This window comes from Bradyrhizobium sp. USDA 4516, assembly GCF_054055915.1.
The window spans coordinates 4089521-4116273 of record NZ_JBSRXT010000001.1; the positions used below are offsets into that span (position 1 = coordinate 4089521).

General features: G+C 61.0%; 27 protein-coding genes and 1 tRNA gene. 20 read left to right on the plus strand and 8 right to left on the minus strand.

Features of this window, described 5'->3' with window-relative positions; all coding sequences use genetic code 11:
* Nucleotides 1-2 precede the first annotated feature (2 nt).
* Nucleotides 3-1022, plus strand: a complete 1020-nt coding sequence (locus ACVI1L_RS18920; protein ID WP_456783532.1) for a branched-chain amino acid ABC transporter permease — start codon at nucleotides 3-5, stop codon at nucleotides 1020-1022.
* A gap of 469 nt (nucleotides 1023-1491) precedes the next feature.
* Here the strand turns inward: ACVI1L_RS18920 and ACVI1L_RS18925 are convergent, their stop codons facing one another.
* On the minus strand, nucleotides 1492-2208 hold the full coding sequence (locus tag ACVI1L_RS18925; protein ID WP_456783533.1) for a hypothetical protein: 717 nt from the start codon (nucleotides 2206-2208) through the stop codon (nucleotides 1492-1494).
* A 122-nt stretch (nucleotides 2209-2330) separates the two neighbouring features.
* Here ACVI1L_RS18925 and ACVI1L_RS18930 point away from each other — a divergent pair, with 122 nt between their 5' ends.
* The 11 genes from ACVI1L_RS18930 to ACVI1L_RS18980 all read left to right on the plus strand — a co-directional run bounded on the left by ACVI1L_RS18930 (nucleotide 2331) and on the right by ACVI1L_RS18980 (nucleotide 12062).
* Nucleotides 2331-2825 carry a winged helix-turn-helix transcriptional regulator gene (locus tag ACVI1L_RS18930; protein WP_253591799.1) on the plus strand — a complete coding sequence of 165 codons (495 nt, stop codon included), beginning with the start codon at nucleotides 2331-2333 and terminating at the stop codon, nucleotides 2823-2825.
* 105 nt (nucleotides 2826-2930) lie between these two features.
* Complete coding sequence (locus ACVI1L_RS18935; protein WP_456783534.1) at nucleotides 2931-3260, plus strand: hypothetical protein; 330 nt, start codon at nucleotides 2931-2933, stop codon at nucleotides 3258-3260.
* 606 nt (nucleotides 3261-3866) lie between these two features.
* Nucleotides 3867-4742 (plus strand): helix-turn-helix domain-containing protein, encoded by an 876-nt coding sequence (locus tag ACVI1L_RS18940; RefSeq protein ID WP_456783535.1) that lies wholly within the window; start codon nucleotides 3867-3869, stop codon nucleotides 4740-4742.
* A gap of 144 nt (nucleotides 4743-4886) precedes the next feature.
* Nucleotides 4887-6083, plus strand: coding sequence for an ABC transporter substrate-binding protein (locus ACVI1L_RS18945; protein ID WP_456783536.1), 1197 nt, complete (start codon nucleotides 4887-4889; stop codon nucleotides 6081-6083).
* Nucleotides 6084-6109: 26 nt separating this feature from the next.
* On the plus strand, nucleotides 6110-6988 hold the full coding sequence (locus tag ACVI1L_RS18950) for a branched-chain amino acid ABC transporter permease (protein WP_456783537.1): 879 nt from the start codon (nucleotides 6110-6112) through the stop codon (nucleotides 6986-6988).
* Entirely contained in the window at nucleotides 6985-7983 is a 999-nt protein-coding gene (locus tag ACVI1L_RS18955; RefSeq protein ID WP_456783538.1) for a branched-chain amino acid ABC transporter permease, read from the plus strand. Before ACVI1L_RS18950 ends, ACVI1L_RS18955 begins: the two co-directional genes overlap by 4 nt.
* Nucleotides 7980-8729 carry an ABC transporter ATP-binding protein gene (locus tag ACVI1L_RS18960; RefSeq protein ID WP_456783539.1) on the plus strand — a complete coding sequence of 250 codons (750 nt, stop codon included), beginning with the start codon at nucleotides 7980-7982 and terminating at the stop codon, nucleotides 8727-8729. The genes ACVI1L_RS18955 and ACVI1L_RS18960 overlap by 4 nt, the downstream gene beginning before the upstream one ends.
* Entirely contained in the window at nucleotides 8716-9417 is a 702-nt protein-coding gene (locus tag ACVI1L_RS18965; protein ID WP_456783540.1) for an ABC transporter ATP-binding protein, read from the plus strand. Before ACVI1L_RS18960 ends, ACVI1L_RS18965 begins: the two co-directional genes overlap by 14 nt.
* A 45-nt stretch (nucleotides 9418-9462) precedes the next feature.
* Nucleotides 9463-10683 (plus strand): CaiB/BaiF CoA transferase family protein, encoded by a 1221-nt coding sequence (locus ACVI1L_RS18970; RefSeq protein ID WP_456783541.1) that lies wholly within the window; start codon nucleotides 9463-9465, stop codon nucleotides 10681-10683.
* Nucleotides 10676-11416: an SDR family NAD(P)-dependent oxidoreductase gene (locus ACVI1L_RS18975; RefSeq protein ID WP_456783542.1), complete on the plus strand. Its 741-nt coding sequence runs from the start codon at nucleotides 10676-10678 to the stop codon at nucleotides 11414-11416. Before ACVI1L_RS18970 ends, ACVI1L_RS18975 begins: the two co-directional genes overlap by 8 nt.
* A 1-nt stretch (nucleotide 11417) precedes the next feature.
* Nucleotides 11418-12062, plus strand: a complete 645-nt coding sequence (locus tag ACVI1L_RS18980; RefSeq protein WP_456783543.1) for a glutathione S-transferase family protein — start codon at nucleotides 11418-11420, stop codon at nucleotides 12060-12062.
* Between the two features lie 464 nt (nucleotides 12063-12526).
* On the opposite strand, the gene ACVI1L_RS18985 is transcribed toward ACVI1L_RS18980, so the two are convergent.
* Entirely contained in the window at nucleotides 12527-13225 is a 699-nt protein-coding gene (locus tag ACVI1L_RS18985; protein ID WP_456783544.1) for a site-specific integrase, read from the minus strand.
* Between the two features lie 394 nt (nucleotides 13226-13619).
* On the opposite strand from ACVI1L_RS18985, the gene ACVI1L_RS18990 reads away from it, so the two are divergent.
* Nucleotides 13620-14417: a type IV toxin-antitoxin system AbiEi family antitoxin domain-containing protein gene (locus ACVI1L_RS18990; protein WP_456783545.1), complete on the plus strand. Its 798-nt coding sequence runs from the start codon at nucleotides 13620-13622 to the stop codon at nucleotides 14415-14417.
* Nucleotides 14404-15324, plus strand: coding sequence for a nucleotidyl transferase AbiEii/AbiGii toxin family protein (locus tag ACVI1L_RS18995; RefSeq protein ID WP_456783546.1), 921 nt, complete (start codon nucleotides 14404-14406; stop codon nucleotides 15322-15324). Before ACVI1L_RS18990 ends, ACVI1L_RS18995 begins: the two co-directional genes overlap by 14 nt.
* A gap of 1372 nt (nucleotides 15325-16696) precedes the next feature.
* Here the strand turns inward: ACVI1L_RS18995 and ACVI1L_RS19000 are convergent.
* The 3 genes from ACVI1L_RS19000 to ACVI1L_RS19010 all read right to left on the minus strand — a co-directional run bounded on the left by ACVI1L_RS19000 (nucleotide 16697) and on the right by ACVI1L_RS19010 (nucleotide 19667).
* Nucleotides 16697-17617 (minus strand): DUF6602 domain-containing protein, encoded by a 921-nt coding sequence (locus tag ACVI1L_RS19000; RefSeq protein ID WP_456783547.1) that lies wholly within the window; start codon nucleotides 17615-17617, stop codon nucleotides 16697-16699.
* Nucleotides 17618-17989: 372 nt separating this feature from the next.
* Nucleotides 17990-19360: a tyrosine-type recombinase/integrase gene (locus ACVI1L_RS19005; protein ID WP_456783548.1), complete on the minus strand. Its 1371-nt coding sequence runs from the start codon at nucleotides 19358-19360 to the stop codon at nucleotides 17990-17992.
* Nucleotides 19361-19582: 222 nt separating this feature from the next.
* Nucleotides 19583-19667 (minus strand) — tRNA-Leu (locus tag ACVI1L_RS19010).
* A gap of 526 nt (nucleotides 19668-20193) precedes the next feature.
* Between ACVI1L_RS19010 and ACVI1L_RS19015 the strand changes: the two genes are divergently transcribed.
* A complete protein-coding gene (locus ACVI1L_RS19015) occupies nucleotides 20194-20766 on the plus strand; it encodes a disulfide bond formation protein B (RefSeq protein ID WP_456783549.1) in 573 nt (190 codons plus the stop codon).
* A gap of 206 nt (nucleotides 20767-20972) precedes the next feature.
* Here the strand turns inward: ACVI1L_RS19015 and ACVI1L_RS19020 are convergent, their stop codons facing one another.
* Both ACVI1L_RS19020 and ACVI1L_RS19025 read right to left on the minus strand, forming a co-directional pair.
* Entirely contained in the window at nucleotides 20973-22058 is a 1086-nt protein-coding gene (locus ACVI1L_RS19020) for an AbrB family transcriptional regulator (RefSeq protein ID WP_141343460.1), read from the minus strand.
* A gap of 328 nt (nucleotides 22059-22386) precedes the next feature.
* Entirely contained in the window at nucleotides 22387-22668 is a 282-nt protein-coding gene (locus ACVI1L_RS19025; protein ID WP_076824983.1) for a PsiF family protein, read from the minus strand.
* A gap of 208 nt (nucleotides 22669-22876) precedes the next feature.
* Here ACVI1L_RS19025 and ACVI1L_RS19030 point away from each other — a divergent pair, with 208 nt between their 5' ends.
* Complete coding sequence (locus tag ACVI1L_RS19030; RefSeq protein ID WP_076824984.1) at nucleotides 22877-23362, plus strand: hypothetical protein; 486 nt, start codon at nucleotides 22877-22879, stop codon at nucleotides 23360-23362.
* Between the two features lie 80 nt (nucleotides 23363-23442).
* Here the strand turns inward: ACVI1L_RS19030 and ACVI1L_RS19035 are convergent, their stop codons facing one another.
* Nucleotides 23443-24000 carry a TetR/AcrR family transcriptional regulator gene (locus tag ACVI1L_RS19035; protein ID WP_456783550.1) on the minus strand — a complete coding sequence of 186 codons (558 nt, stop codon included), beginning with the start codon at nucleotides 23998-24000 and terminating at the stop codon, nucleotides 23443-23445.
* A gap of 207 nt (nucleotides 24001-24207) precedes the next feature.
* On the opposite strand from ACVI1L_RS19035, the gene ACVI1L_RS19040 reads away from it, so the two are divergent.
* The 4 genes from ACVI1L_RS19040 to ACVI1L_RS19055 all read left to right on the plus strand — a co-directional run bounded on the left by ACVI1L_RS19040 (nucleotide 24208) and on the right by ACVI1L_RS19055 (nucleotide 26614).
* On the plus strand, nucleotides 24208-24642 hold the full coding sequence (locus ACVI1L_RS19040) for an acyl-CoA thioesterase (protein ID WP_456783551.1): 435 nt from the start codon (nucleotides 24208-24210) through the stop codon (nucleotides 24640-24642).
* Nucleotides 24643-24647: 5 nt separating this feature from the next.
* Nucleotides 24648-25094 carry a PaaI family thioesterase gene (locus ACVI1L_RS19045; RefSeq protein WP_456783552.1) on the plus strand — a complete coding sequence of 149 codons (447 nt, stop codon included), beginning with the start codon at nucleotides 24648-24650 and terminating at the stop codon, nucleotides 25092-25094.
* A 414-nt stretch (nucleotides 25095-25508) separates the two neighbouring features.
* Nucleotides 25509-25895: a CidA/LrgA family protein gene (locus ACVI1L_RS19050; RefSeq protein ID WP_057016185.1), complete on the plus strand. Its 387-nt coding sequence runs from the start codon at nucleotides 25509-25511 to the stop codon at nucleotides 25893-25895.
* Nucleotides 25892-26614, plus strand: coding sequence for an LrgB family protein (locus ACVI1L_RS19055; protein ID WP_057016186.1), 723 nt, complete (start codon nucleotides 25892-25894; stop codon nucleotides 26612-26614). Before ACVI1L_RS19050 ends, ACVI1L_RS19055 begins: the two co-directional genes overlap by 4 nt.
* Nucleotides 26615-26753 lie beyond the last annotated feature (139 nt).

A 26753-nucleotide genomic window follows, 5' to 3' on the forward strand; every position in this document is an offset into this window, starting at 1 on the left:
TCATGAGCGCTATAGAAGAAGTAGTTGCCGAAGGTCACCAGGCGATCGAGGCGGTTCCGAAGCGGGCAATGACGCTCGGCTCCGGCACCTCGCTGGTGGTGCTCGCCGCGCTCATCATCATCCCGCTGTTCGGGAAGAACTTCGTCATTTTCCAAATGACGATGCTGCTGATCTACGGGCTCGCGGTGCTGGCACTTAACATTCTGACCGGCGGAAGCGGCCAGTTCTCGCTCGGCCAGAGCGCGTTCTACGCTGTCGGCGCCTATACCACTGCGATCCTGATGGAACATTTCAATATCAACTATGCGCTCACGCTCCCTATCGCCGGCGTGATCTGTTTCGGCTTCGGCTTCCTGTTCGGCCAGCCCGCGCTCCGGCTGTCAGGCGTTTATCTGGCCCTCGCGACGTTTGCGCTTGCCACGGCGATGCCGCAGCTGCTGAAGCTCGGTTATTTCGAAGACTGGACCGGCGGCGTTCAGGGCCTGGTCGTGACCAAGCCCGATGCGCCGTTCGGCCTCCCGATGTCACAAGACATGTGGCTGTATTACTTCACGCTGGCGATCACGATCGCGATCTACGTCGCATCGGTGAACCTGCTGCGCTGCCGCTCCGGCCGAGCCTTCATGGCGATCCGCGACAACGAGACCGCGGCCTCCGCCATGGGCGTCGACGTCGCGCTCTACAAGACGCTGGCATTTGGCGTCTCGGCTGGCATCACGGGGGTTGCCGGGGGACTTGGCGCCATCACGGTGCAGTTCGTTGCACCCGATGGCTATACCATTCAGCTCGCGATCTCGCTGTTCCTCGGCATGGTGGTCGGTGGCGTCGGCTGGCTGCCCGGCTCGATCGTGGGAAGCGCCTTCATCATCTTCGTACCCAACGTCGCCGAAGGCATCTCCAAGGGGCTCTCGGGCGCGGTGTTCGGCGTTCTGCTGTTCCTCGTCATTTTCCTGGTGCCGCATGGCGCGAGGCAGGTGGCTCTCCTCGCTCAGAATCTGGTCCCAAAATGGAAGAAGAACTAGGCGCGTGGTCATAAAGGCGCAGATCTCGGGATGGCGGTTAAGCAGAAGCCTTCTTCGAGCCTGAGCATTTCGTCGGCCAAGGCGCATTTCGATGGGAGCGCTGTCCGGGAAGGCCTCAAGCCCGCAATGTAGCTGCTGCAGACGCGGCTACATCGCCCTATGAGCAGACGTTCAGATAAATGGCACGTCGCCCCTATGCACATGAGTTCGAGGCGGAATCGGAAGGGAAGTCAAGAGAGGACGATCCTTACGCCCTCCTTGTCGGTCAAGTCCTCTAAGCAGCCGATCAGCGCTACGCGAACGGTCGTTTTGGGTCCGCGTCTGGAAAGCCGGCGGTAGGCATCCCCGGTCGAGAGAGATACTTTCCGCAGCGTAGTAAGCCTAAGAGGTCGCGCCGTGGCTATCGAGCAGTTTTTGGTTGCGTAACAACCTCACGGCATGACGCTGTTCAGTAGATGCGACGCCTCCCTCAGGAAAATCTGATGTTGCTGATGTCGATGGCCACGGCGACCCCGTCCTGGATCGGCGTTCCGTCGGTGTTTCGCACATAGGCGCGGCGTCTGGTTGGAATCTTGATCCCTTCGAAGTCTAGATAGTTGGACGTAAAATGCGCACTTGGAACGCCGCCGCTGACGTCCGCCGAATAGTCGAGCCTCGCAATCAAGCTGTTCTCATCCACATAGAAGACTTGCTCGCGGGAGTGCGTGGCGACTGACCCCGGAAAAGTGACTTTAAGTCGGCGCCAAGTCTGATGTCCTTCAACGTAGGGCTTGATCTCCTCGGTCAGAAAGCCAGGCTGCTCGAGCATGAAGGGCGTATTGAGGTAATTCCACATCGCATAGCCACTGAAGTAGGCGAGGTGGAGATCGTCCCAGGGCGTAGCCGGCGTGTGGTTCGCAAATGCATTGCGCGGATTGGTCCGCTGCTTAAGGCGCTTGCCATCCAAGGTATCGATTGCGACTAGGTCGGGACGATAAAAGCTGCGCAGGCCCTCCGCCGTGAATGGCTGGTAGCTGAGCTGCTGCTCGGCAATATCGGCCGTTACGTGAACACTCTTCAGCACGTCCGGCCAGCCCTTCCGCGCCCAGAGAATGCCGACAATCGACATGTCGCCTTCAATCCTCCGGAACCGCTTCCATTTCGCGGCGCCGTGCGCCTCCAGAACCAGATCGCGCAGGTCGGCCATGGCTTCTCTCCGTTTGCGTGTTTGTAACTCTAATGATAAGAGTAATAAAAAGGCAAGCCCTTTCAGATTTGCGCTGAAAATCGATTTCTCTAAGATCTGAGAGCGTTGCGAGGGCGAACAGGATGCGGTCGAAGAGCTTCGAGGGGATGACGTGCTCGATTGCTGGGGTGCTTGATGCCGTCGGCGACCGCTGGGCCATGTTGATCCTGCGGGATCTCTCGCTCGGACTAAGCAAATATGAGGAATTGAGAAAGTCGACGGGGGTTACGAACGCGACGCTGTCGGATCGCCTTGGACATCTGGAAGAAAACGACTTGATCGAGCGGCGGCAGTACCAGACGGGTCCTGATCGCTATGAATACGTCCTCACGAGAAAGGGGTGGGACATCGCCTTGGTTATTCAGGCACTCGCGCAGGTCGGCGACAAGTGGGCTGTAGCAGGTGAGGCGGGCCCACCGCTCAAGTTCATCAACAAGAACAGCGGACGTCCGGTAAGGGTTGCCTTGGTTGACGACAAGTCAGGCGAGATCGTGCGTCTGAAAGACGTCCGGCCGCAGGCCGGGCCGGGCGCCGACGACCTCGTGCGGTGGCGACTGACAAAGTTCGTCCCGCGATGATTTTCGAATTGTTGCTAATGGGCGCAGGCTTCAAAGCCTGGAGCTTTCTGACGAGCCATTGTCGCGCTGAGGTCGCCACGGACGCCGCAGAGTCTGGTTGAAAAATTGTCCGGTTCGATCGCGCTTGCGGCAGGGCGGATGCCGAATCATCTCGTCGAGGCATTCGACCTCGTCATATCCGGGCACGACGTCGCAAGTGTCCCCACAGGGCTCGAAATTTTGCTTGTGCCCGGTCTAATGGCGGCCATCTGCGTCCATCTCCCGGTGGATGCCGTCCGTGCCTTTCCTGTCCCCGTAGGCCTTCTGACCTTCGATGACCTGGTGGGCGAGGGCATCTACAGCCTCCTGCAGGAGTGCAGCCGCTACTTCACGACGGCCAACAATGGGATGGATCTGCCCGAGCTGCGTAGGCTTCTCGAACGGGCCCTCGATTGATTCGCCGGCTGCGGTCGTAGTTCGCGACGTGCTGCTTTTGGTCTAGAGCGTTTCACGTTTTCGATAGAAGCATGTCCGGCGTTTTCGAAGTAGTTGCCGCATTCGTTAGGCTGGATGGTTGTGATGAGGCCGCCGAGATGGTGGCAGATGTCGTCGATCGTGCGCTTCAGGGCGGAACGCATCCAGTGCTTGATCTGGCGAAGGTCCCTCCGATCGGATCGAGGTCTAGGAGTATGGCGGCAGTACCGGAGCCTGGCGCTGGCCGCTGCGATCAAGCTGCGTAGGGCCGCCGACTTGTGGCTGCCGAGATTGTCCGTGGTGGTGGTCCACTCTGCAGCGGATCTCGGTGGGTTAGATCGGATCGCCCACCTCTCCGGGCAGCAATGTGAAGGCTCGGCGCGCCGCCGAGCTTGTCGACGCGATGCTTGACGTCGTGGTTGCTGGCATGGAGGTCGATCCTGGCGCGGCAGTGGAACGCTCGCCGAACCGTCTTCAAAGTCAAGCGGTTACGATAAATCGCTGGATTAGTGTGTGGTTTCGTGCATTCTATATTGGAACTGATATCGATGTCGCGATCCCGAAGAAGGACGCGAAAGGGAGGAAGGCATGACCGCGCTTCATGCGTCCAATTCATTCGTCCGCATGGTGGGGGGCGATCTCGTTTCGTCGAAGATCACCAACACCGACGCAATGCGGATCGAGGTACTGCGTCGGGTTTCCCGGCCCAAGATGGAGTGGCACTTCCGGCAGCCCGAGGTCACGCTGTTCTGGTTTCGGCGGGGGGCTGAAAATCTCCAAGGTATGATCGACGGCTGCAATGCCGCCCATCGTTTCAGCGGAAGAGCCAATCTCGCGCTCTTTCCAGCGGGTATGGAGATCCAAGGTCAATGGAGTGTCGGCCCGTCGCTCGACTACGTCGTCGTGTTTATCGATCCGGAGTTCGTGCATGGCCGCCTTAAGGCCAACATCGATCGTCCGCTGGTTGGCTTTGCCCACGAACAGTTGACGAGAGGCCTGGAAGAGCTTCGCCGGGAAGCTTTGGCGCCGGACAATGTGTTTGAGCTCTTTGCCGAGGGATGGGGTGCCCAAGCCCTAGCCCATTTGGCGCGGGTCACCCAGATCGCCGGCGCGGAAAGGATCGTGTCGCGTGGCGGCCTGAGCACGCGGGTTCTGGCGCAGCTGGATGAGTACATCAGGGTTCGTCTAGCGGAGCCCATTTCGCTAGAGGATTTGAGTGGTGTTGCCGGGCTGAGCAGGCGCCACTTCCTGCGAGCCTTCCAGGTAAGCACGGGGACGACGCCGCACCGTCACGTGCTCAATCTGCGAATAGAAGACGCCAAACAGCGGCTGACAGGCTCGGACGCAGATCTTACGAGCATTGCCTGTGCATCCGGTTTCAGCCATTCGCAGCACTTTTCTACCAGCTTCCGACGCGCAACCGGAATGACCCCGTCGGCATTTCGCCGTAGCCGGCTGTCCTGAGGCACCAAGTCGGTTTGCGGCGCTTTTTCGTAAATGCCGGCGCTCTGACGGAAGTACTGCATCACGTGTCCTTGTAGAGCTCGGGCGTGGCAGCCCATCCGCGGAAGGCGGGCGCCACGGGAGATGAGCTGCAGGAGGACGCGGATGAAGCGTACAAGCATTTTGGCGGCTGCAATGCTTTTTGCCGCCGGCACCGGGACGCAGGTCGCGCTCGCTGACGATCTGCCGCCCCTGAAGATCGGCCTCCTGCTTCCGTACAAGGGGGTTTATGCGGTTCCGAGCGAGGGAATTGACCGAGGCTTCCAGGTCGCTCTCGCGGAATACGGAAACAGCGCCGGTGGTCGACGCGTCGAAGTGGTCCGGGCCGACGACGAATTGACACCGAACGTGGGCGTTCAGCAGTTCAATCGCCTGGTTCAACTTGAGAAAGTCGACCTGGTAGCGGGTGTGGTCAGCTCAAGCGTCGGCATCGCAGTTTCGGGGTTGGCCGATAAGGCCGGCGTGCCGCTGGTTCTCGCGAACACTTTCGCGGACGAGATCACCGCCAAATTCTGCAGCCCGTATGTGGCCCGCACATCGTTCAGCGCCAACGGGTTTCAGTATAACTCGGGCAAGTACTGGGCGACCCACGGCATCCACACTGCCGTTATCATGGGGCCCGACTACTCCGCCGGACATTCCTTCCTGGACGCGTTCAAGCGTGGGTTCCAGGAGGCTGGCGGCAAGGTCGTTCAGGAAATCTGGACACCCTTTCAGAAGACCAAGGATTGGGGCGCGGCGCTGACCCAGGCGAGCAATTCGGGCGCGCAAATCATCTACTCGTTCTACGCCGGTGCTGAAGCCGTCCAGCTGGTCAAGCAACATGCCGACTTCGGCTTGCGCGAGAAGCTCCCGCTGGTCGGAGACCACTGGATATATGACCAGCTCAACTGGTCGGCCCTCGGCGACTTGATCGTGGGGCCGCAATTCATCACCACCTACCTGCCGACCGTCAAGACCGAGGCGAACGAAAAGTTCGTCGCGAGATATCGCGAGATGTTCAAGCAGGATCCTGAAGTCAATGCCGAGCTCGGCTACGACAACGGAAAGGCCATCATGCTCACCCTGGAGAAACTGGGCGGCAGGATGCCGGCGGACAAAGCTCAGTTCATCGCGACCATGCGAGCTCTGGTCTTCGACTCGCCACGGGGAAAGCTCCGCTTCAATGCGACCAATAGCGCGCTGCTTGAGAAAGTCTACGTGGTGAAGATCAAGAAGGATCCGGCAGGCAATCTCGTGCCGACCTATGTGGCCGAGTTCGCGGGCGCCGAAGATTTGCCGGGATGCACGAAGTCCTTCTGAACCGACGTCAGTGAAAGCGCAGTCAGATGCAGGTTTTCCTCACACAGGTATTGAATGGTCTACAGCTCAGCATGCTGGTGTACCTTCTTGCCGCAGGCCTCACCTTGATTTTTGGGCTGATGAACATCCTGAATCTCGCGCACGGCGCGTTTTTCACGCTGGGCGCCTATTGCGGCGTTGTCGTTGCAAGTGCCACAGGCTCATTCTGGCTCGCGTTGCTGCTGGGTCCGCTGTTGCCGCTTGTGCTGGGCGCTGTCCTCCAGTCGATGCTGTTGCAGCCCCTCGCCGAACGTGGTCGATCCACCCATCTTGATCTCGCACTGCTGACGTTCGGCCTGCTTTTCGCGACGGCCGGAGCCGTCGAATGGTTGTTCGGGTCCGCTTTCCTGGCCGTACCGACGCCGCCAGTGCTGGCGGGCCACGTCAGTCTGCTCGGCATATCCTACCCGGTGTACCGGCTGTTCATCATCGGCGTCGGCCTCGCGGTCGCCACCGGGTTGACTTTCGTCTTCGACCGGACGCTGCTCGGGGCGACACTACGCGCCGGCGTCGACGACCGCGCCATGGTGACGGCGTTAGGCGTGAACATCAACGCGCTGTTTGCGGCGGTCTTCGGCCTTGGAGCCGCACTGGCCGGCTTGGCCGGCGTCATAGCTGCGCCGCTCACGAGCGTCTATTCGCAAATGGGTATCACCATCGTCGTCGAGACGTTTGTCGTGGTGGTGGTCGGCGGTCTGGGCAATCTCAGAGGCTCCTTCTATGCGTCGCTCATCGTCGGGATGACGAATGCGATGTCGCAGGCGTACCTGCCTGAGGTCGAGATGTTTGCGATCTACGTCCTTTTGATTGGCGTCATGATCATCCGCCCGCAGGGCATGTTCCGCAGCGTGGAGCGCGTGGCATGAGCGACGAGGTCACGATTGCTCAAACGACGGCGTCGGACGGGATCTCTCCCGCGGTCCAGGTCCGCCGTGCCACGCTTGTGCTGGCCGCTTCGGCCGTTCTGGGGGCGCTGGCGCTTCCCTGGCTGTCGACCTCGTACGCCACGACGCTCGCGATCGAGATCATGATCGCGGGAATATTTGCTTCAGGAGTTAATCTGCTCGTCGGCACCACCGGGCTCGTCTCCTTGGGGCAGGGAATGTTCCTGGGTCTCGGAGGCTACGGCATCGGAATCGGGACGACTGTGCTGGGGCTGCCACTGTGGCTGTCTGTCCCTGCGACCTTGGTTCTGGTTGCGATGCTGGCAGCCGGAATTGGCGCCGTCTGCACGCGCACCCGCGGCGTCGAATTCCTGCTCATCACGCTTGCGTTTTCGCAGATGTTCTACGGTGCTGCGATCAAGCTCCGGTTGACCAACGGTTCGGACGGAATGTCGGGTATCCCGCGGCCCGATCTCGGCTTCCTCGGCTTGAACGCCGATAGCCCGGTGGTTTTCTACTATTACATTCTCGTGGTCACCGTTCTTGCGGTCGCAGCCGTGTGGCGGATCGTGGATTCGCCGTTCGGCAGCGTCTTGGCCGCCATCCGCGAAAACGAAAGACGCGCGGCAGCCATGGGGTACACGGTGAGCAGCTACAAGGTCGGCGCGTTCGTTGTTGCGGCTGTCACCTGTGCCGTCGCCGGCATCCTTCAGTCTCAATACACCTACTTCATCAATCCGGACTCGATGAGCTGGCAATTGAGCGGCGAGGGTGTCCTGATGGTCATTATCGGCAGCACGACGACGGTGGCTGGTCCGCTGGTCGGCGCGGCCGTCTTCGTCCTGGCGAAGCAGGGGCTGAGTGTCCTTACCACCGAGTACATGCTGTTCTTCGGCATTTTCTTCATGCTGGTGGTCGCGTTCTTTCGTAACGGCGTGGTTGAGGCATTCAAATCGGCCTTTCGGAGCAAGGCATGAGCACGCTCGAGGTCAGAAATCTGCACAAGGCCTTTGGCGGGCTCGATGTCATCTCGAACCTCAACCTGACGGTGCCGCCCGGGCAACGGCGCGCCGTGATCGGGCCGAATGGCGCCGGAAAAACCACCTTCCTCAACCTGATCACCGGCTGGCTGACACCGACCAGCGGAGAGGTGCTGGTTGACGGGCAGGCCGTCGCAACCGATCCCGAGAAAGTAACTCACTCCGGCATTGCACGCTCGTTCCAGCGCAACATGCTGCTCGAAGATCTGACCGTCCTGGAGAATCTGAGGGTCGCCTGCCAGGCCTTCGATCCGTGCCGCCGCGTCTTCTGGCGTTCGAAGGGAGAATTCGGCGATCTGTTCGCGAAGGCCAGACAGGCCGCAGAACGGATGCACTTGACCGACATCCTCGATGTACCGGTCACGCATCTTTCCTACGGGCAAAAGCGGCAGCTCGAGGTGGCGCTGGCGCTATGTGCGAATCCGAAAATCCTCCTCATGGACGAGCCCGCGGCCGGAACTTCGCCGCAAGAACGGGCCCGGCTGATCGATCTCATCAACCGACTCCCGAAGGATCTGACGATTGTGCTGGTCGAGCACGACATGGACGTCGTATTCGCGACCTGCGACATCATCACCGTGCTCAGCTACGGCAAAGTGCTGGCCACCGGAACGCGTCGCGACATTCAGGAGGATTCCGCGGTCATCGCAGCTTACCTGGGGCACCGCCATGTTAAAGGTTGAGGACCTCCACGCTTATTACGGCGACAGTCATGTGGTCCAGGGAGTATCGCTCAACGTCAGCTCGCGCGAATGCGTGGCGCTTCTCGGCCGCAATGGGGCAGGTAAAAGCACGACACTGAAGGCCATTGTCGGCCTTGTTCCGTCGCGCAAGGGCAAGGTGGTCTTCGGCGATCGCCGGATCGAGCGATTGCCGACCTATCGGGTCGCTCGGGCAGGCATCGCCTATGTTCCGGAAGATCGCGGCATCTTTCCGTCGGTAACCGTTGATGAGCACCTCGGCATTGCAGTGAAGGTGTCGCGTGGTCGCCAATCCAGAAAGACGGCGGACTATGTCTATGGGCTGTTTCCGCGGCTCGCGGAACGGCGCAGCAGTCTCGGCGGGCAGTTGTCTGGCGGTGAGCAACAGATGCTGGCGATCGGACGCGCACTTCTCTCCGGCCCCGATCTTCTCATCCTGGACGAGCCGAGCGAGGGATTGGCGCCCGTGATCGTGGACCATCTGGCGGATGTCCTTGAACTGGTCAGGGACGAGGGCACGCCCATTCTACTGGTCGAGCAGAATTATCGGCTCGCTGTGCGGCTCGCTCACCGAGCCTACGTTCTGAGCCAGGGATGCGTTCAATTCGCCGGAGCGATGTCGGCGCTGGATTCCGATGAAGCCATGCGCCGCACGTATCTGAGCATTTGATAGTTCGAGACACTTTCAGAGTTCTGAAGCCAAAAGGAGAGTTCAATGTCGGGACCACTGAACGGCGTTCGTGTGCTGGACCTGACCGGGGTCGTATCCGGGCCATTTGCGACGATGTTCCTCGCGGATCAGGGGGCCGATGTCCTGAAAATCGAGCCGATCGGAGGCGACATCACCCGCCGCAGCCGGGCAACCATTGACAGCGCGGGCGAATTCTCCGCGTTGTTCATCTCCTCCAATCGAGGCAAGCGCTCTCTCTCCGTCGACGTCAAGTCCGATGCCGGGCGGGATATCCTCGCTCGACTGGTCGCTCAAGCGGATGTACTCGTGCAGAACTTCCGCCCTGGAACGATGGAGCGGCTTGGCCTCGGAGTCGACGAACTGCGGAAGCGCCACCCACGCTTGATCTACGTGTCGATCAGCGGGGTTGGAGACCACGGCCCTTACGTCAAGAAGCGGGTCTATGACCCGATCGTCCAGGGCCTGTCAGGCTTCGCAGACATTCAGTCGCAGCCGGTGACCAATCGGCCGCAGATGATCCGCACAATCGTCTGCGACAAGACGACGGCAGTGATGACCGCGCAGGCCGTGGCCGCCGCTCTGTATGCGCGAGAAAAGTCCGGGCATGGGGATCACATCCACGTCGCCATGCTTGACGTCATGATCTCCTACCTTTGGCCCGAGGGGATGATGCAGTACACGGTCGTCGGCAAGGAGCAAACCGTCACCGACCCCAACGATCGGCCCGATCTGGTCTTCAAGACGCAGGACGGTTTCTTAACCTGTGGCACGATCTCGGATTCGGAGTGGCAAGGGTTCTGCAAGGCCTCGGGCGATCCGGAACTCGCCAAGGACGAACGCTTTGCGACACCGACCGCTCGCTCGTTGAATGCCACCGCACGCATCAACAAGATGCAGGAATATATCGGCCAGCGAACCACGGCAGAATGGCTCGAGCGACTTGACTCCGCTGATGTGCCGTGCGCGCCGATCTTGCGTCGGTCGGAAATCATCGAGAACGAACAGGTCGTCGCCAGAGGCATCATTACAGAATTCGAACAACCCGGCGTCGGCCGCGTTCGGCAGCCGAAGCCAGCGGCTCAGTTCGCCCTGAATCAGTCTGCGATCGGCGGGCCTGCGCCGCGGATCGGCGAACACAGCCGCGAGGTGCTTCGCGAACTCGCATATTCCGATGCGGAGATCGAAAGAATGATCGCAGACAAGGCCGTGCGGGTTGCTGTCAACAAGGAGCGCGAACATGTCTGAATCGAAAAAGGTTGCATTGCTGGTTGGCGCAGGCGACGCAATCGGAGCTGCGGTCGCAAGGCGTTTCGCGCTGGGCGGCTTCATCGTGTGCGTCGCGAGGAGGGATGCCGCGAAGTCGGATCAACTCGGCGAAGAGCTCAGGAACGAGGGCTGTGACTTCCACGCCTTCTCGGTCGATGCGCGCAGCGAGGAGGCGGTGCAAGGATTGTTCGCGAAGGTGGAGAAGGAGGTAGGACCGATCGAGGTCTGCCTGTTCAATGCCGGATCAAACGTGAACAAGCCGCTCCTCGAAACCACCGAGAAGCTCTTCACCAGAGCTTGGGAGCTCGCCTGCTACGCGGGATTTCTCGTCGGCCGGGAAGCTGCGCGGCATATGGTCCCACGTGGACGCGGCACAATCCTGTTCACGGGCGCGACGGCCAGTCTGCGCGGCGGCAAGGGGTTTGCCGCGTTCTCGGCAGCCAAATTTGGTCTGCGGGCAGTGGCGCAGGCCATGGCTCGTGAACTTGGGCCGAAAGGCGTTCACGTCATGCACCTCATCATAGACGCTGGCGTTGATAGTGTGGCTATCCACGAACGTATGAAGGCCGCGGGTGTGGATCTCGCGACTATCAAGCCTGATAGCCTGACCAGGACATCCTCGATCGCTGAGGCCTATTGGTTCGCCCATCGGCAGAGCCGCGACGGCTGGACACATGAGCTAGATTTGCGGCCAAGCGTGGAGGCTTGGTGACATGGATCCCAGTATCATTCTATGGGGAGTCGGGACGTCTCGCACGATCCGTCCGCATTGGGCACTGCATGAGCTTGGGCTTCGATACGAGATGCGCCCCATACAGCCGCGCACGGGTGAGACTAAAACGGCTGAATTTACTGCACTTAGTCCGCGGCAGAAAATTCCGCTGCTTCAGGACAACGACCTCACAATCGGCGAAAGCGCCGCGATCGTTGCTTACCTCGCGCGTCGCTACGGGACCAGTGAGAACCCCCTGGTGCCTCTGGATCCCGATGGCTACGCGAAGTGGCTGGAGTGGTGCTTCTTCATTGTCACCGAACTCGATTCGACCAGCCTGTATGTGATGCGGCGGCATGGAACGGTGAAGGGATTGGCACATATTTACGGTCATGCGCCAGAAGTCGTGCAGCAAGCCGGCGAGTACTTTCGTGGCCAACTCCGAAACGTCGATGTCGCATTGCGTGACGGGCGAACCTATCTCATGGGTGATCAATTCACGACGGCGGACATCCTTCTCACGACGTGCCTTACCTGGGCGATCGACTATGGCGTGGGAATTTGCGATAGCGCGGTCCCGTATCTTGAACGAACAACAGCAAGGCAAGCTTACCTCGCCAGTGAGAAGACAAACTGCGCGATTTGAGACGTGGATTATCGTCCGTGGCTCCTTGAGATGAAGAACCGCTCTCCCAGAGGGGAATGAGCCTGTAATGACGAATTGTTATCCTGTTGGCGGCGCTATCCCCACGGCGGGTTTACCGCTAAGATTCTGCCTGACATATACAAAATGGAGTTCAAAGCGGTTCATGACTATGTCGGAGAGTTGGTTGGCGCCTCCGCGATTGAACCTGCAATCTAGGTCGGGAGGAAGCAGACAGGGGGCACCACGCGCCTACGGTACGATGCCGGCACCGAACACGGGCTTTCGATATTCCGCGACAGAGGTCGCTTTCGTCTGACCTGCAAGCGGGGGTCTTACAACGTTCCTCGTTGTTGGGGTAAATCTGCACTCGCCCCACTGGCTCACGAACCGCCTTATGCGAAGGATTGGAGTGGCACCCGACGGCCCCGTGAGGACACCAGTTGGAGAAAGGCCGAAGCTCGCGATCACGCGGCAACCTGTCCCAACCTTCGGACTGCCAGGGCCTCAACGTGCCGTGCCCAGCGTTGAAGCGCCTCGCGCATCTCGCTCGCATACCGGGCGCGGTTATATACCCCGGCAACGCCAGCCCGGTGACCGCTGACGTGGTTTAGGATCGCTTCCACTATGTGTGGCAACACGCCTAGCTGATCGGCCATCATCGTGGACGCTGATCTCCGAAGATCGTGAACCGTCCAATGGGGCAGCGGCTCGCCCACGGCTTCCGCAATTCGGGCATCAAGCGCCGCCTTCGACTTTGACCAGCCCGAGAAGCCGCGGTGCGGGTCGCCGCTGCGTCGGGGTCCGTCACCAAAAATGAAAATTCGGTCGTTTCGGCGGGGCGGGAGCAGGGCCAAGGCAGCGGGAACCAAGGGTAGCAAATGCTCGCGGTGGTTCTTGGTCCGGGCGGCTGGCAGCGTCCAGAGTTCCGAACTGGTATCAAGTTCGGCCCATTGCATACTGCCTACTTCATCACGCCGTTGGGCTGTGAGTAGCAACAGGCGCACGATGCGTCCGTAATCGTCGTCGCCACAGGCCTGCCAAATGGCTGAGAGCTCCGTTTCGCTGAGGACCCGCTCCCGACTTCCCGGCTGCGCGGGCCGATTTGTGCCGAGAACCGGGTTCGCAGCAATGTCGAGGCCCTCGCGTATTGCCCAGTTGAACATGGAAGACAGGGCTGTACGGGCGCGGGCCGCTGAGACCGCTCCATGAGCTGAGACAATGTCAGCGACACGAGCCGAGATGTGACGACGGGTGAGCTGGAACACCGAGATCGGATGTAGGGGTTTCCAGCTGTGGAACAGGAGGTCGGTGGTTCGAGCCCACCCAACTGTACCAGAAAAATCAAATACTTAGGTAAATGGTTCCGGGCTGACTTATCGCCATAGCTACCACGTAGCTACCATGGCGCGGGAAGCAGCAAACGCCGCGCACCGCTGTGGCGCTCGCCAAGTAGTTCCTGAGGAGTTTACGTTTATGTATTTTTACTTAGTCTGACTGCGTAAATTTGGTGGATTTCAAACCTTGAGCTAGGTTTGAAAAAGAGTTAGTTTACTTAGTATGGCTAAGCAAACAGACGGAAAGCTAAACCAGCTCGAAAGGACCCTTCCGCAAGGGCTCTTGGTCGACGCCGCCTGGATGGAGCGCCATGGATATTCCACCAGCCTGCGCAGCCAATATGTATCGGCCGGATGGCTTGTTCAGCCTGCTCGGGGAACCTTCAAGCGTCCACTTGGCGAACTCTCGTGGCAAAGCGTTGTCGTTTCACTGCAGCGACTGCTCGGCTCCGACCTCGTCGTCGGTGGACGTACCGCTCTCGAAGCGCAAGGCCTCGGCCACTATTTGAGCCAGACGGGTCCTTCGATCGTACACCTATACGGAACGAGCCCTGCTCCCGGCTGGCTCGGCAAACTCAAACTTAAACAGAAATTCCGCGTTCACCGCGCGCAAAGCCTGTTCAAAACGCACGCAAGCGCGGTGGGATCAAAGTCGGGCACAACGCGAGAACTGCCGGGACCATTCGACCGACCTCTCACGGTATCGACGCCCGAACGCGCGTTTCTCGAACTGCTCGACGAATTGCCCCGCAACGAAAGCTTCCATCAGGTCGATGCACTGGCGGAAGGCTTGAGGAACCTCAGTCCGCGGCGGCTGCAAACGCTTCTGAACGACTGCAAGAGCGTCAAGGTCACACGATTGTTCTTCTGGCTCGCGGATCGGCATCAGCACGCCTGGCTCAAACAGATCGATAAGGCGAAAGTTAATCTCGGCACGGGAAAGCGCATGCTCGTCAAGGGCGGCAAACTCGATACCAAATACCTCATAACCATCCCGGACGACCTAAATGCCCCTGTCTGAAAAATATCGGCATCAAGTGGCTTTGTTGATTGAGACGATGCCGTTCGTCGCGGCCGAGCCCGATTTTGCGCTTAAGGGCGGGACCGCCATCAATCTCTTCCACCGCGATATGCCGCGCCTGTCGGTCGATATCGACCTCACCTATCTGCCGGTGGCTCCGCGTCCCGAATCCCTTGCTGCGATCGATGCGGCGATGAAGCGCACGGCGGCGGCTATCAGGAAGGGATTGCTCGGCGCCAAGGTGACGGAGGTCGTCAACCCCCGCGAGAAGATCGTGACCAAGCTGACTGTCCAGAAAGGCGATGCACAGATCAAGATCGAGGTCACACCCGTGATCAGGGGCAGCGTCTTCGACTCCGAACTGCGCGATGTGTCGCCGAGCGTCGAAGTAACGTTCGGGTTCGCGCAGATGAAAGTTGTTTCGTTTGCCGATCTATACGCCGGTAAGCTCGTCGCGGCGCTCGACCGGCAGCATCCGCGCGACCTCTTCGATGTCCGCGATCTTCTCGCAAACGAAGGCATCACCGACGACCTCCGTAAGGCGTTCATCGTCTACCTCATCAGCCATGACAGGCCGATTTCCGAAGTCGTCGTTCCTCGCCGCAAAGACATTCAACACGAATTCACGCACGGCTTCGAGGGCATGACTGTCGATGAAGTGACGCTGGACGAGTTGCTTGAAGCCCGGGAGACGCTGGTTGTAGAACTCGCGGGAAAAATGCCGCAAGCTCACAAGGATTTTCTGATAGGGTTTAAGCGCGGAAAACCGGATTGGGGCCTGCTGGGCGTCCCTACTGCGGCGGATCTACCCGCGGTACGCTGGAAGCAGATCAATCTGGACAAGCTTCCTACCGAGCAAAGGGCGAAGCTGGTCGCGCAGCTCGAACGTGCCTTGGGCAATGCTTGAATCCGCCTCGCCACGAAGCTTGCGGGACTAAATAGGAAGCGGCGGCATCCCATTCGGTTACCTGATGAAGGCGTTGCGAAAGCAACCAGCGTAAAGCAAAGCAGGCCTGGAGGGCCTGATGTGGGATTGCCTAAAGTGCCGGCAAACGCGCGTTACGCGAGTACGACGTAAAGCTATCCCAGCGAAATGCAGGGGAATGGAGCAGCGTGCCGACACAACTCAACCAGAAATGCCGCCCAAAAGGTGGCCGCGATACCAGATGCTTCACAATCGATGCCCGTGCTAGACGGAAGTCGCGTGCAGTTGATATCCCGCGTCGTGAGGCGTCTCGGGGGCGTCAAGGGAGAGCTCCTTCACGACGGCTAAATAGGTCGGAGTTTCGATTATAGGTAGCAATCTCAGTTCAACGCACAGGTAGCGACGATTTCTGCGCCGTTTCTCGTATGCTCGAACCCGGAAAATTAGGGGCTCCGCTTGTTCAAGTTTGTAAGACGTGTTTGGCAGAGCGAGCTCATTCTTGCCTCCAACGACATAATTAGCGTGAGGATGCCATTCTCTTACAAGTGACCTCAAAGCAGAATCTGCGACGTGCTGATAACCAAACCTTGCAACGGCATAACAAAAGGCAATTTTTGCTATCCACCGATAGAATTGATCGATCACTACGCCGCCACTTTCCGGCTGGACCGAGTGGACGCCTGGTCGGCGAAGTAGCTTTTGGTAAAGCTCGTCATCATTCTTTATAGTCAAAATGCCGAGCTTCGATTCTTCGGGAGTCACTCCCGAAATTATCCCTGGTTGCTCGAGCACGGGTAGCATCCACGTGATAGGAAACTCGTCTGGCCTTACTTTTTGAGTCCACCTGCGGCCGTCGCTAGCCGTGAATTTGATCGGGAATCCTTCTGGTCTTTCTGATGGCGTGTTGTGCAAGGCATATTTCACACGAGCGTGCAGCAGCGACCCACGCATGCACGTCGTTTCTATTCGTTTGGTGATTTTTGCGCACTGGTCACAGCTGCCCGCAGGCAGCGTTACCGCACCTGACATCCCCCTTGGCATGACATGTTCTCTTGAGAGACCTTCGCGCGAGTCGCAATACACACAGTGCTCGATCGGCGAGATATTTCGCAGTTCTAACGGTGGAAGGTGCGGGAACATCATGAAGCTCGATGGCTGGGCAGCTGGTGCTGGATGGCAATATTAGTAGTCGTCACGAGCTAGTCGCGACGCAGCCAGGCTTCGATCCAGTGACCGGAAGCTCGAAGCGGCCTCTTTCGACGAGCTCCCCCTGCTTGGCCATCAAGGGGATGATCCGGATCAGCCGCGCGGCCGTTTCTGGAACAGTGTATTTGCGCACAGCCGGTCATCGACACTACGTATTTTTCCGACGTCGAGCCGCGATTCCCCGTTTTTTCAATCCGGTTCGCGGCGCGCGTGTCGACGCAGGAGTCTTCCGTTTCGGCGGTTTTCGGGGTGATGGCGGCACTATCAGCAGTGAGTCGGCGCTCGGGGGGCTGCCTTCGGCGGGGTCTGATATTTGGTTCAGGTAAGCGTCGAGGTCTATCGGATAGACGCTGTAGTTCTGCTGTCCCTTGAGCAGCGACGAGTAAAACCGCAGTAGGCCGTTCCTATCCCATCCATACAATTCGGACGGAGGCTCATATGCTATTCTTCCAGCGAACCAATCGTCTTTCAATATGCAAACACCATGGATGAACGTATCGGGGTTATCGAGACTCGCTGACAGGTTCGTTTTGAACTCGGAATAGGTTTTACCAAAGCCTTCCTGCGCGAAAGCAACGACATAGTTGCGAGGCGGTACATCTAGAGTGCGTTTGACCGGTCTCGACACTAAACGCTTCCCCTTCTTAGTGTACGAGGGGACGATGTAGTGCCTTTGGCTTCCGAGCGATCGAAGTGTGCGGATAGCCGCCAGCGATTTCTCGAATTCCCTTTTGGTGAGCCGCGACTTCACTTCGATCGTCGCATGAACTATCTCCACGGGAAAAAGGCATGCTCCAAACTCTGACAAAAGAGGAGCGTTGTGGAAATTATCGTAGATCACGATGTCGATCTGAGGGCTGCAATCACCGCTGGCCGAAATGATCACTCCGGTGCCAATTGAAAACCGTTTCGGAAGAATCCGCATCAGAATGTTCTTGATGATTTCCTCGGCGATGCGTCCTCGCTCTCCCATGTGAGGCATAAGCGTTGCGAGCTCCTGCCGGGATTGATCGGCTATCAATTGCAGCATCCGCAAATACGTCAGGTGCTGGCCGGATCTGCGCGTCATCTCAAGCCTCCGCCGCGAGCCGCGGTGCGCTACGTCTTAAGACCCACTGTACTGCTTTGGTCGCTATCGCGGCGGTCTACCAAGGAGTTATATGATCGCGGCGCCAACGGCCACAGGCAAGCTCCGATCTCTGGAACTCCCCTTGTGTGAGAAAGGTGTGTGGGATGAAGGCCAGAAACTATAGGAGTTACTAATTCAATTGGTGCATCCGACACGATTCGAACCTCTCAGGCGGACAAGCGCAGCGCCTTACAAGGGTGCTGCGAAATCAATCCGCTTCCGGTATGAGATGTCCAAGTGTCGACGGCTATCAACATGAGCTTTGCCACGTGTTGAATTGGCTAGCCCTAACTAGCCCTGATGATAGGTGACTCAACCCTGCGCGCCGCCCTTGATCGACATCAACTTCTTGGGATCAAGCCAGTGGTCGATCCGATCAGCCCAATGCTGCATCAGCTTCGTGCGCGAGCCGATCAGCGCGAGCGGTCCGTGCTTCTTGTAGAGACCTTCCACAGTAGAGTTATCGAGATGCGCGAGCTGCAGCTCGACGACATCACCATCCCATGCCTTGGCGTCCTTGATCTCTTCGTGGTGAGACAGGGTCGAGAAGGTGGTCCGGAAGCCGTGGGCACAATGATCAGTCTTGGTGTCAATGCCAAGCAGCCGCAAGCGCTTGTTGAGCGTATTGTTTGATAGTGGCGCGTCCTTTGAGCAGGAAAATACGTACCGCCGATTGCCAGTAAGCTTCTGAACGCTGCGCAGGACTGCGAGCGCCTGCCGTGACAAAGGCACGACGTGGTCCCAACCAGTCTTCATTTTGGTGGCTGGAATAGTCCAGCGTTTGTCATCCCAATCGACCTCGCTCCATTCCATTTCATTGACCATGCCGGGGCGGGGAATGGTCAGCGCATCGAAACGCAAGGCAAGGCCAACAACGTCACCAAACCTCGCTCTCGTCCACGGTGCGCTGATGAGCTTGAAGACGCGCGTCACGTCACGTGGTTCGGTGACGCCGGGACGCGGCGTCGAAATGTTGGCAATCATCTGCCCATTCAGGTTGCGGAATGGATTGTAGCCGTCTCCTTCGACATCGGCGTAGTCGCAGATTTGCTCACAGATGCTGCGCACGCGGTCCCGGGTTTCCAGCTTTCCTTCGGCTTCGTATGAACGCAGGAAAGCGAGCACGTCCGGACGCTTGATATCCTGCCTGCAAAGTTTGCCGAAGCGAGCCTTGACGTAGCCGACGCGCAGTTCAAGCACCTCTATGGTCTTGGGGTCGCGCACCGCGACGATCCTACCGCGTTTGACCTTTTCGACCTTCTTCTTTGCGAGCCACTCGTCGGCCCATTGCCCGAAAGGCCGGGCGGCTGCCTGCCTATGCTTGTCGAGCTGCTTCTCGATGCTCGGGTCTTTGCCTTCCTTGAGCAGGTCCTTGGCCTTATCGCGCTCGTGCCGCGCGTCGGCGAGCGAGAAGGTGCCATCCTTGCCGTTGCCGTAGGGGCCGATGGAGTAGGTTTTCTGGCGGCCGTGGAACCGGTAGTCCATCCGCCAGAGCTTGGAGGCAGCGTTACCTGGCCTGCTCACGTCCGGCGTTACGAGGAGATAGAGCCAGCCACCGGTCACGTCGGAAATCTTGGCGGGACTCCACGCGCCCTTGTTGAATTTCGGTCGGGCTGCGCGGCAGTCGACGTCGGTCCTGATCTGCTTAGGATTGGCGCACGCGCCATCGTTCTTGCCGGCCATCTGCTCAATTCCTTCGTTCGGAATAGCGAAAGTCGCCGTGAACGTTTGTTCTCCCGATACCAGCACGATACCAGCAAAAATACCAGCAAACCGGCCGGCTGGGATCGGATAAGAACAAACGGTGACGAACGCGGATGTACGCAGAAAGGCCTATTTTTCAAGGGCTTCTGAGCACTGTGCGGACGGTTGCGGACGATTTGGAACGGGCCCGAACAGCCTGGTTGGTGCCCCTGGCCGGAATCGAACCAGCACTCCTTGCGGAACTCGATTTTGAGTCGAGCGCGTCTACCAGTTCCGCCACAGGGGCATTCGCAACGGTCCCGGCCGGGAAGGCCGGGGTCGCGAAGCGCGGCGGACTATAGCGGGCGGCCCGTCATGGTCAACCCGCACGGGCGGGATGTCCCGCGCCCCGGCAGCGGAATTTCCGGTGGGTGTGACCCCGAGGACGACGCAAGGCCGTTGCCGTCCGTATGGCGGTCACGGACGAGTTTGCCCGGCGGCGGCAGCCGCTGCCACCGTCCCCAAGCCTGGCCGCGGCTGCGGCAACCTACTTCGAGACGGAGGCGCGAGCGTAACGGTATTGTCCGGTTCGTCGATCTCGATGACGTACATGAACGCAGGCTGCTCAATCCGAGCCTTTTCTTTTCCGATGAGCTGCAGGCGGCGATGACCCAGTGGGGCCTGCGCGTTCCCACGCATCACCGACTGAACGCGATCTGACCGCGGCGGACGGCGGCCGTCACGGTCAACCCGCGCGGATGTGATTGTCCCGCGCCTCGACAGCGGTATTTTCACGCGATACGACCGCAATCGACGACCTTGGAGCAGGGCCCATGACCCTCCCGAACGATGCTCCCCGGAGGACCGACGTGACGATTGCCACCGCCCATCCGTCGCATGCTTCCGCCGCCGGCAATCCGGCGCTGACCTCGGCGCTGGCGATTGCCGTGATCGCGGCGGCGACCCTGGCCGGCGCCTGGTTCTTCCAGCTCGTGCTGGAGATCATGCCCTGTCCGCTCTGCCTCGAGCAGCGCTATGCCTATTACCTCGCGGTGCCGCTCGGCGCCGTGGTGGCGCTCACGGCCGCCCGCGACGCGCCGCGTCCGGTGCTGCTCGCGGGCCTTGTGATCCTCGGCCTCGCCGCGCTCGCCAATGCCGGGCTCGGCACCTATCACGCCGGTGTCGAATGGGGGTTCTGGCCGGGGCCGACCGATTGCACCGGCCCGATGGTGGATTTCGGCAAGGCCGGCTCGCTGCTGGACCAGCTCGACAAGGTCAAGGTGGTGCGCTGCGACGAGGTGCAGTGGCGCTTCCTCGGCATTTCGCTCGCCGGCTACAACGCGCTGATTTCGCTGCTGATGGCCGCGATCGCCGGTTGGGGCGTGATGAAGGCCGCGAGGGCCTGAGGTCGGGCCGTACGGTTTTCCCGTTATCCGTCATGCCCGCGCAAAGGCTTCGCCTTTGCCGCTGGAGGAGGCCGCGAAGCGGCCGTCTCGAAGCATGGACGGGCACCAGCCGGGCCGTTCATCCTTCGAGACGCGCGGAGCCTGTCATCGGGCCGCGCTTCGCGCGGACCCGGTGGCGCTCCTCAGGATGACGGGACAAAGGGGGCCTAATCGTCGACGTCGTCCTGCGGCCGGCCGAACAGATGGATGATGCCCGGCGTCGAGATGGTGACGAACAGGAAGCGCGACAGATGATGCGCGCCGACGAAGATCGGGTCGATGTGCAGCGTCAACGCCAGCGCCAGCATCGCGTCCATCGCGCCCGGCGCGAAGGCGACCACGACGTCCGCGAGCCGCACATGGGTGGTGAAGCCGATCACCGCGACGAACACGGCCGAGATCAGGATGGCAATCGCAAACGAGCCGAGCCCGGCATTGACGTGACTGAGCAGCGTCGAGGTCTTCATCCGCGCGAAGCGGGTGCCGATGATGGCGCCGATGCCGACCAGCGCGACGTTGCGGAGCCAGGGCGGCAGGCCGCCATCGACCAGCCCGGAGCCGTGCAGCAGGCTGGAGGCGAGCATCGCGCCGAACATCCAGCTGGCGGGGAATTTGATCCAGCGCAGCAGCAGCGAGACGCCGATCGATAAGGCGACCAGCGCGACGAGGCCGAACGGCGAGGCGACTGAGGTTGGCAATGGCGGCGGCGCTGCATGCGTCACCCCGGTCAGCGCCAGCACCAGCGGCAGCGCCGCGGTCAAGATGATCACGCGCATGGTCTGCACCACCGCGATCGCCGCGACGTCGGCGCCCTTTTCCGCGGCGAGGATCGTGATCTGCGACAGCGCGCCCGGGCTGCCGGCAAGGAAAGCCGAGGTCTGGTCCCAGCCATGGATGCGTTGCAGATAGAGGCTCGAGCCGAAGGTCGAGCAGAACGTCGCCAGGGCCAGCAGGCCGATGGTGAGCGGATAGGAGCTCATGTGCTGCAGCAATTGCTGCGACATCAGCGAGCCGAGGGAGATGCCGAGCAACAGCAGCACCGATTGCGTCAGCACCGCCGGCACCGCGAGCGGCCGTCCGGCCAATGCGGCGATCCCGACCGCGACCATCGCCCCCGAGATCAGGCCGCCCGGCAATTCTGCCCACAGAAACAGCAAGCCGCCGACGGTGCCGATGACGAGGGTCTCGAGCCCGTTCAGGACTTTGCTGCGGTCGGGAATGGCCGTTGCCATCGAAGCGCGGATCAGGGTCACGCCGCCTTATGGCAAATTCGCGTGAACGCGACAAATGCATCTCGCGATTGCAGCATTGCGCCGCGGCTCGCCCGGCGCACGGATTTTTCACCCTTCGAAACGCGCCGGGGATTGCGATCAGTGTCGCCACAAACTCGTCATGACCGGGCAGAAGCGCGAAGCGCGTGTTCGCGCAGGTGTCCCGGCCATCCACGTCTTTTCCACGTGCCAGCCAACACCCATGATGCCCGGCATAAGGCCGGGCATCACGGGTTCGTCGAGCGATCGAGCGCATTTGCGATTGCCCTCCCCGATGGGGAGAGCGAATCGCATCAAGCCTGTCCGGACGTTACTTCGTCGCCGCGGGCGCAGCGGCGGCGCCGTCCGACTTCTCCTTTTTGCACTCGGAGCGGAATTTCTTGCGCTCCTTGCCGTGCAGCCCCTTGGCGTCGGCTTCCTTCGAGCATTCCAGCGACTGGGCGGTGCGCGGCTTCTTCTCGGCCGGCGCCTTGGTCTCGGCCTTCGGAGCGGCGTCCTTGGCGGCGGGCGCGGCCGTTTGCGCGAAAGCTCCGCCCATCAGCAGCAGGGAGGCCAGGGCGGTTGCGGACGCGAGCGTGGAAATCGTCTTCATGGGGCACCTCGTGAGGGAAAGAGGGCCGAAACGTCGCGCGACGATGCTGAACCGTGGATGAACATGCAGCGGTCCCGCCGCCACAATATTTTAACGCACAGGCGCGCTGGCGCGTTGTCGCAAGTCGGGGTTGAGCTAGGATAATGGTCTTACGCCAATGCTCCCCACGGGAAACCAACGGGAAACCAGGGATGACGGGAGACCAGGGATGACCATTCAGACCAGATTGTTGTGCGTGCTTGCGGTGTCGGGCTTTGCAGCCTTTGCGGCGAGCGCGCCGGCGCAGGCCCTGACCGCGCAGGAATGCAGCGCCAAGTACCAGGCGGCCAAGTCGGCCGGCACCCTCGGCGGCCAGAAGTGGAATGATTTCCGCAAGGCGCAGTGCGGCGCCGACGCGACCCCGGCTGCGGCGCCCGCCGCTCCGCCGCCGGCAGCCGCCGCGCCCGCTCCGGCCGCGCCGAAGGAAGCCAAGCAGGCGCCCGCCGCGGCACCGGCGGCGCCGGCAGGACCCGCCGTATTTCCGAACGCCATCGATCCCAAATACGCCAAGGAGTCCGAAGGCAAGGGACGCATGCACACCTGCGTCGACCAGTACAACGCCAACAAGGCCACCGGCGGCAATGGCGGCCTGAAGTGGATCCAGAAGGGCGGCGGCTATTACAGCGAATGCAACAAGCGCCTGAAGGGCGCCTGAGCGAGCCGACCGAGTTTGGCGAGCGGAGGCGTAAGCCGGCCGCTTTCCGTTTGCACCGGCTCTATTGGCTGCAACTCTCTCTACGGGTTTTCCGTCAGCAGCTTGTCCGCCGACTGCGTCAGCAATTGCGCGCGCTTGCGCGGGCCGCGCTCGAGAAACAGCAGGCTCTGGCCGAAGATGAAGCAGTAGAACAGGAAGGCCTGCGCATCGGCCTCGTCAGTCGGCAGCCCGGTGGCGCGATAGAGCTGGGCGACATTCTTCAGCCGCGCGGCATCGACGCTCGCGGCGGCAGCGGCAGCGGCCTCATCGGTGCGCGCCCATTGCCGGATCGCGAGCTCGACCGCCATCGCCTCGGTGTTCATGCGCTCCGAATACAGCGTGATGATCGCCTTCAGCCGCTCGCGCGCGCTGGCGCCGTCGAGCGCGGTGTGCTTCTCGATCGATGCGATGCGGCCGTCGCGCCAGCGCGTCAGCATGGCCTCGAGCAGCGCGGCGCGATCCCTGAAGCGGCGGTAGAAGCCGCCCTTGGTGACGCCGAGATTCTTCGCCAGCACCTCGACCCGCACGCCGTCGACTCCGCTATGCGCGAGTTCGGCGAAGCCGGCCGCGACCCAGACGTCGCCTTTGCTTTCAGTCATGCGATCTCCGCGCATCATAATGCGCGATGGGATCGTCATCGCGCATTAATCGCTTGTTTGTGCATGATCTCCGCGCAAACGCGTTGCGTTTGTCGCGAGGGAAAACCGCTTCGCACTTTTCCGGATCATGCTTTGATACGGTACCGTATTGCTAGCCTGCTATCGTCCCTGATACGCTACCGTATCAAAAATCGAAGGAGGGATCAGATGGAGGGCGAGGCGACCTACCGCGGCATGGTCTACCCCTGGCACTGCGACCATATCGGCCACATGAACGTCATGTGGTATGTCGGCAAGTTCGACGAGGCGAGCTGGAACATGTTCGCGCGGCTCGGCCTGACGCCGAGCTATCTGCGCGAGTCCGGCCGCGGCATGGCCGCCGTGCAGCAGAACATCTCCTACAAGCGCGAGCTGCTCGCCGGCGACCTCGTCGAGGTCAAGAGCCGGCTGGTCGAGTTCCGCGACAAGTCGATCCGTATCCTGCACGAGATGCGCAATGCGGAGACCGGCGAGATCGCCGCGACCTGCGAGATCGCGGCCGTGCATATCGACCGTGCCGCGCGCAGATCGATGCCGTTCGCGCCGGCGATCCGCTACGCGGCGATGCCGCATCTTGTGCCGTCCGAGCCCGCAATCGCGTAACCGCCATGCCGCGTTTCGAGCCGAAGAATCCAAACTATCGCGCCGTCGCGACCGATACATTCGCACGCCAGCGGGCGATGCAGACGCTTGGTATCTCGATCGCGCGCATGGAGCCCGGCGAGGTCGATCTCGCGATGCCCTACGCGCCGGAATTCTGCCAGCAGAACGGCTTCGTGCATGCCGGAATCATCACCGCGGGCCTCGACAATGCCTGCGGCATCGCCGCCTTCACGTTGATGCCCGAAGGCTCCGACATCCTCACCGTGGAGTTCAAGACCAACCTGCTGGCGCCGGCGCGCGGCGAGCGGTTCGTGTTCCGCGGCGTCGTGGTCAAGCCCGGCCGCACGCTGACCGTCTGCGACGGCCGCGCCTACGCGATCCAGGACGGCGTCGAGACGCTGGTCGCGACCATGAGCGGCACGCTGATGGCGCTGGCGCGGCGGGAGTCGTAGAAGGCTAACTCTATCCCCGTCACCCTGAGGTGCGAGCCTTGCGGCGCAAGGCACACACCTCGGGAGGACGGGGCTGGTCGAAGCGCGTGTTGCTTTCGCAGGGACGACGATTGTGGATGCAGGCCGCGCCACACACCCCGTGTCGTCCTGGCGAAAGCCAGGACCCAATACCCCGAATCTCAATTGTTGCGCTGGCTGGGGCCACGATCCCGGTCATCACCGAGCGCGGTGGTTATGGGTCCCTGCTTTCGCATTGCTTTCGCAGGGACGACAAGCGGGGATGACGGTCTGAGAAAGTGTGACGGATTTGAAGGCGGCGGCGCCCAAGATCTGCGCATGCATCCAAGACCCACGCATTGACAAGGTCCCGCCACACCGACCTGATAGGCGGATGTCTCGCGTGAGCTTCCTGCCATGATCGCCAGCCTCAGCCTGATCCTGCTCTGCCAGCTGGTCGGCGAGGTCGCCGTGCGCGCGCTGGCGGTACCGGTGCCGGGCCCGGTGGTTGGCCTCGTGCTGCTGCTGTTGCTGCTGTTGGCGCGCGACCGCTTTCCGGCGCTGGCGCGCGGGCCGCTCGGCGATGACGGCGTCGAGAGCGCGAGCCGCGGCATGCTTGCCAATCTCTCGCTGCTGTTCATTCCGGCCGGCGTCGGCGTGGTGCAGAAGCTCGATCTGCTCGCCGAGCACGGTATCGCGGTCCTGGTGATCCTCGCGGTGTCCGTCATCGTCACCCTGCTGGCGACGGTTGCGACCTTCGTTGCGGCGAGCAGCCTGCTTTCGAGCGAGGAGGAGAGGCCGTGAACGACAATTCGTTCTCGCTCTGGGTCTATCTCTCGCAGTCGCCGCTGCTCTGGCTGACGGTGACGCTGTTGACCTATGCGGCGGCCGACGCGGTGTCGCTGAAGACGAGGCGGCACCCGCTCGCCAATCCCGTGCTGCATTCGGTGTGGATCATCGGCGTATTCCTGCTGCTGACCGGGACCTCCTACACCACCTATTTTGCCGGTGCGCAGTTCGTGCACTTCCTGCTCGGGCCGGCGACGGTGGCGCTCGCGGTGCCGCTCTACGAGAATCGCCGGCGGGTCGCGGCGGCGATCCTGCCGATGCTGGTTGCGCTCGCGATCGGCTCGCTGACGGCGATCGTCTCGGTGGTGCTGCTGGCGCAGGCGTTCGGGCTGCCGCGCGACGTCATCCTGTCGCTGGCGCCGAAATCGGTCACCGCCGGCGTCGCGATGGGCATCAGCGAATCCCTGCATGCCGATCCCTCGCTGACCGCGGTATCGGTGATCCTCACCGGCATCATGGGGGCGATCATCGTCACGCCCCTGATGAACTTCACCGGCATCACGGACTTCCGTGCCCGTGGCTTTGCGGCGGGCATCGCCGCCCATGGCATCGGCACCGCGCGCGCCTTCCAAGTCGACGAGGTCGCCGGCGTCTTCGCCGGGATCGCGATGAGCCTGAATGCGCTGGTCACCTCGCTGCTGGTGCCGCTGGCTGTGACATATCTGCTGCGCTGAGCGTGATCCGGAAAAGTGGGAACCGGTTTTCCCTCGCGACAAACGCAACGCGTTTGCGTGGAGATCATGCTGATATAGAGAGTTCGGCTGCAGGGCAGTTTTGTGCTATTAGTATGGCGTTGAGCAGCAAATCCTTCTA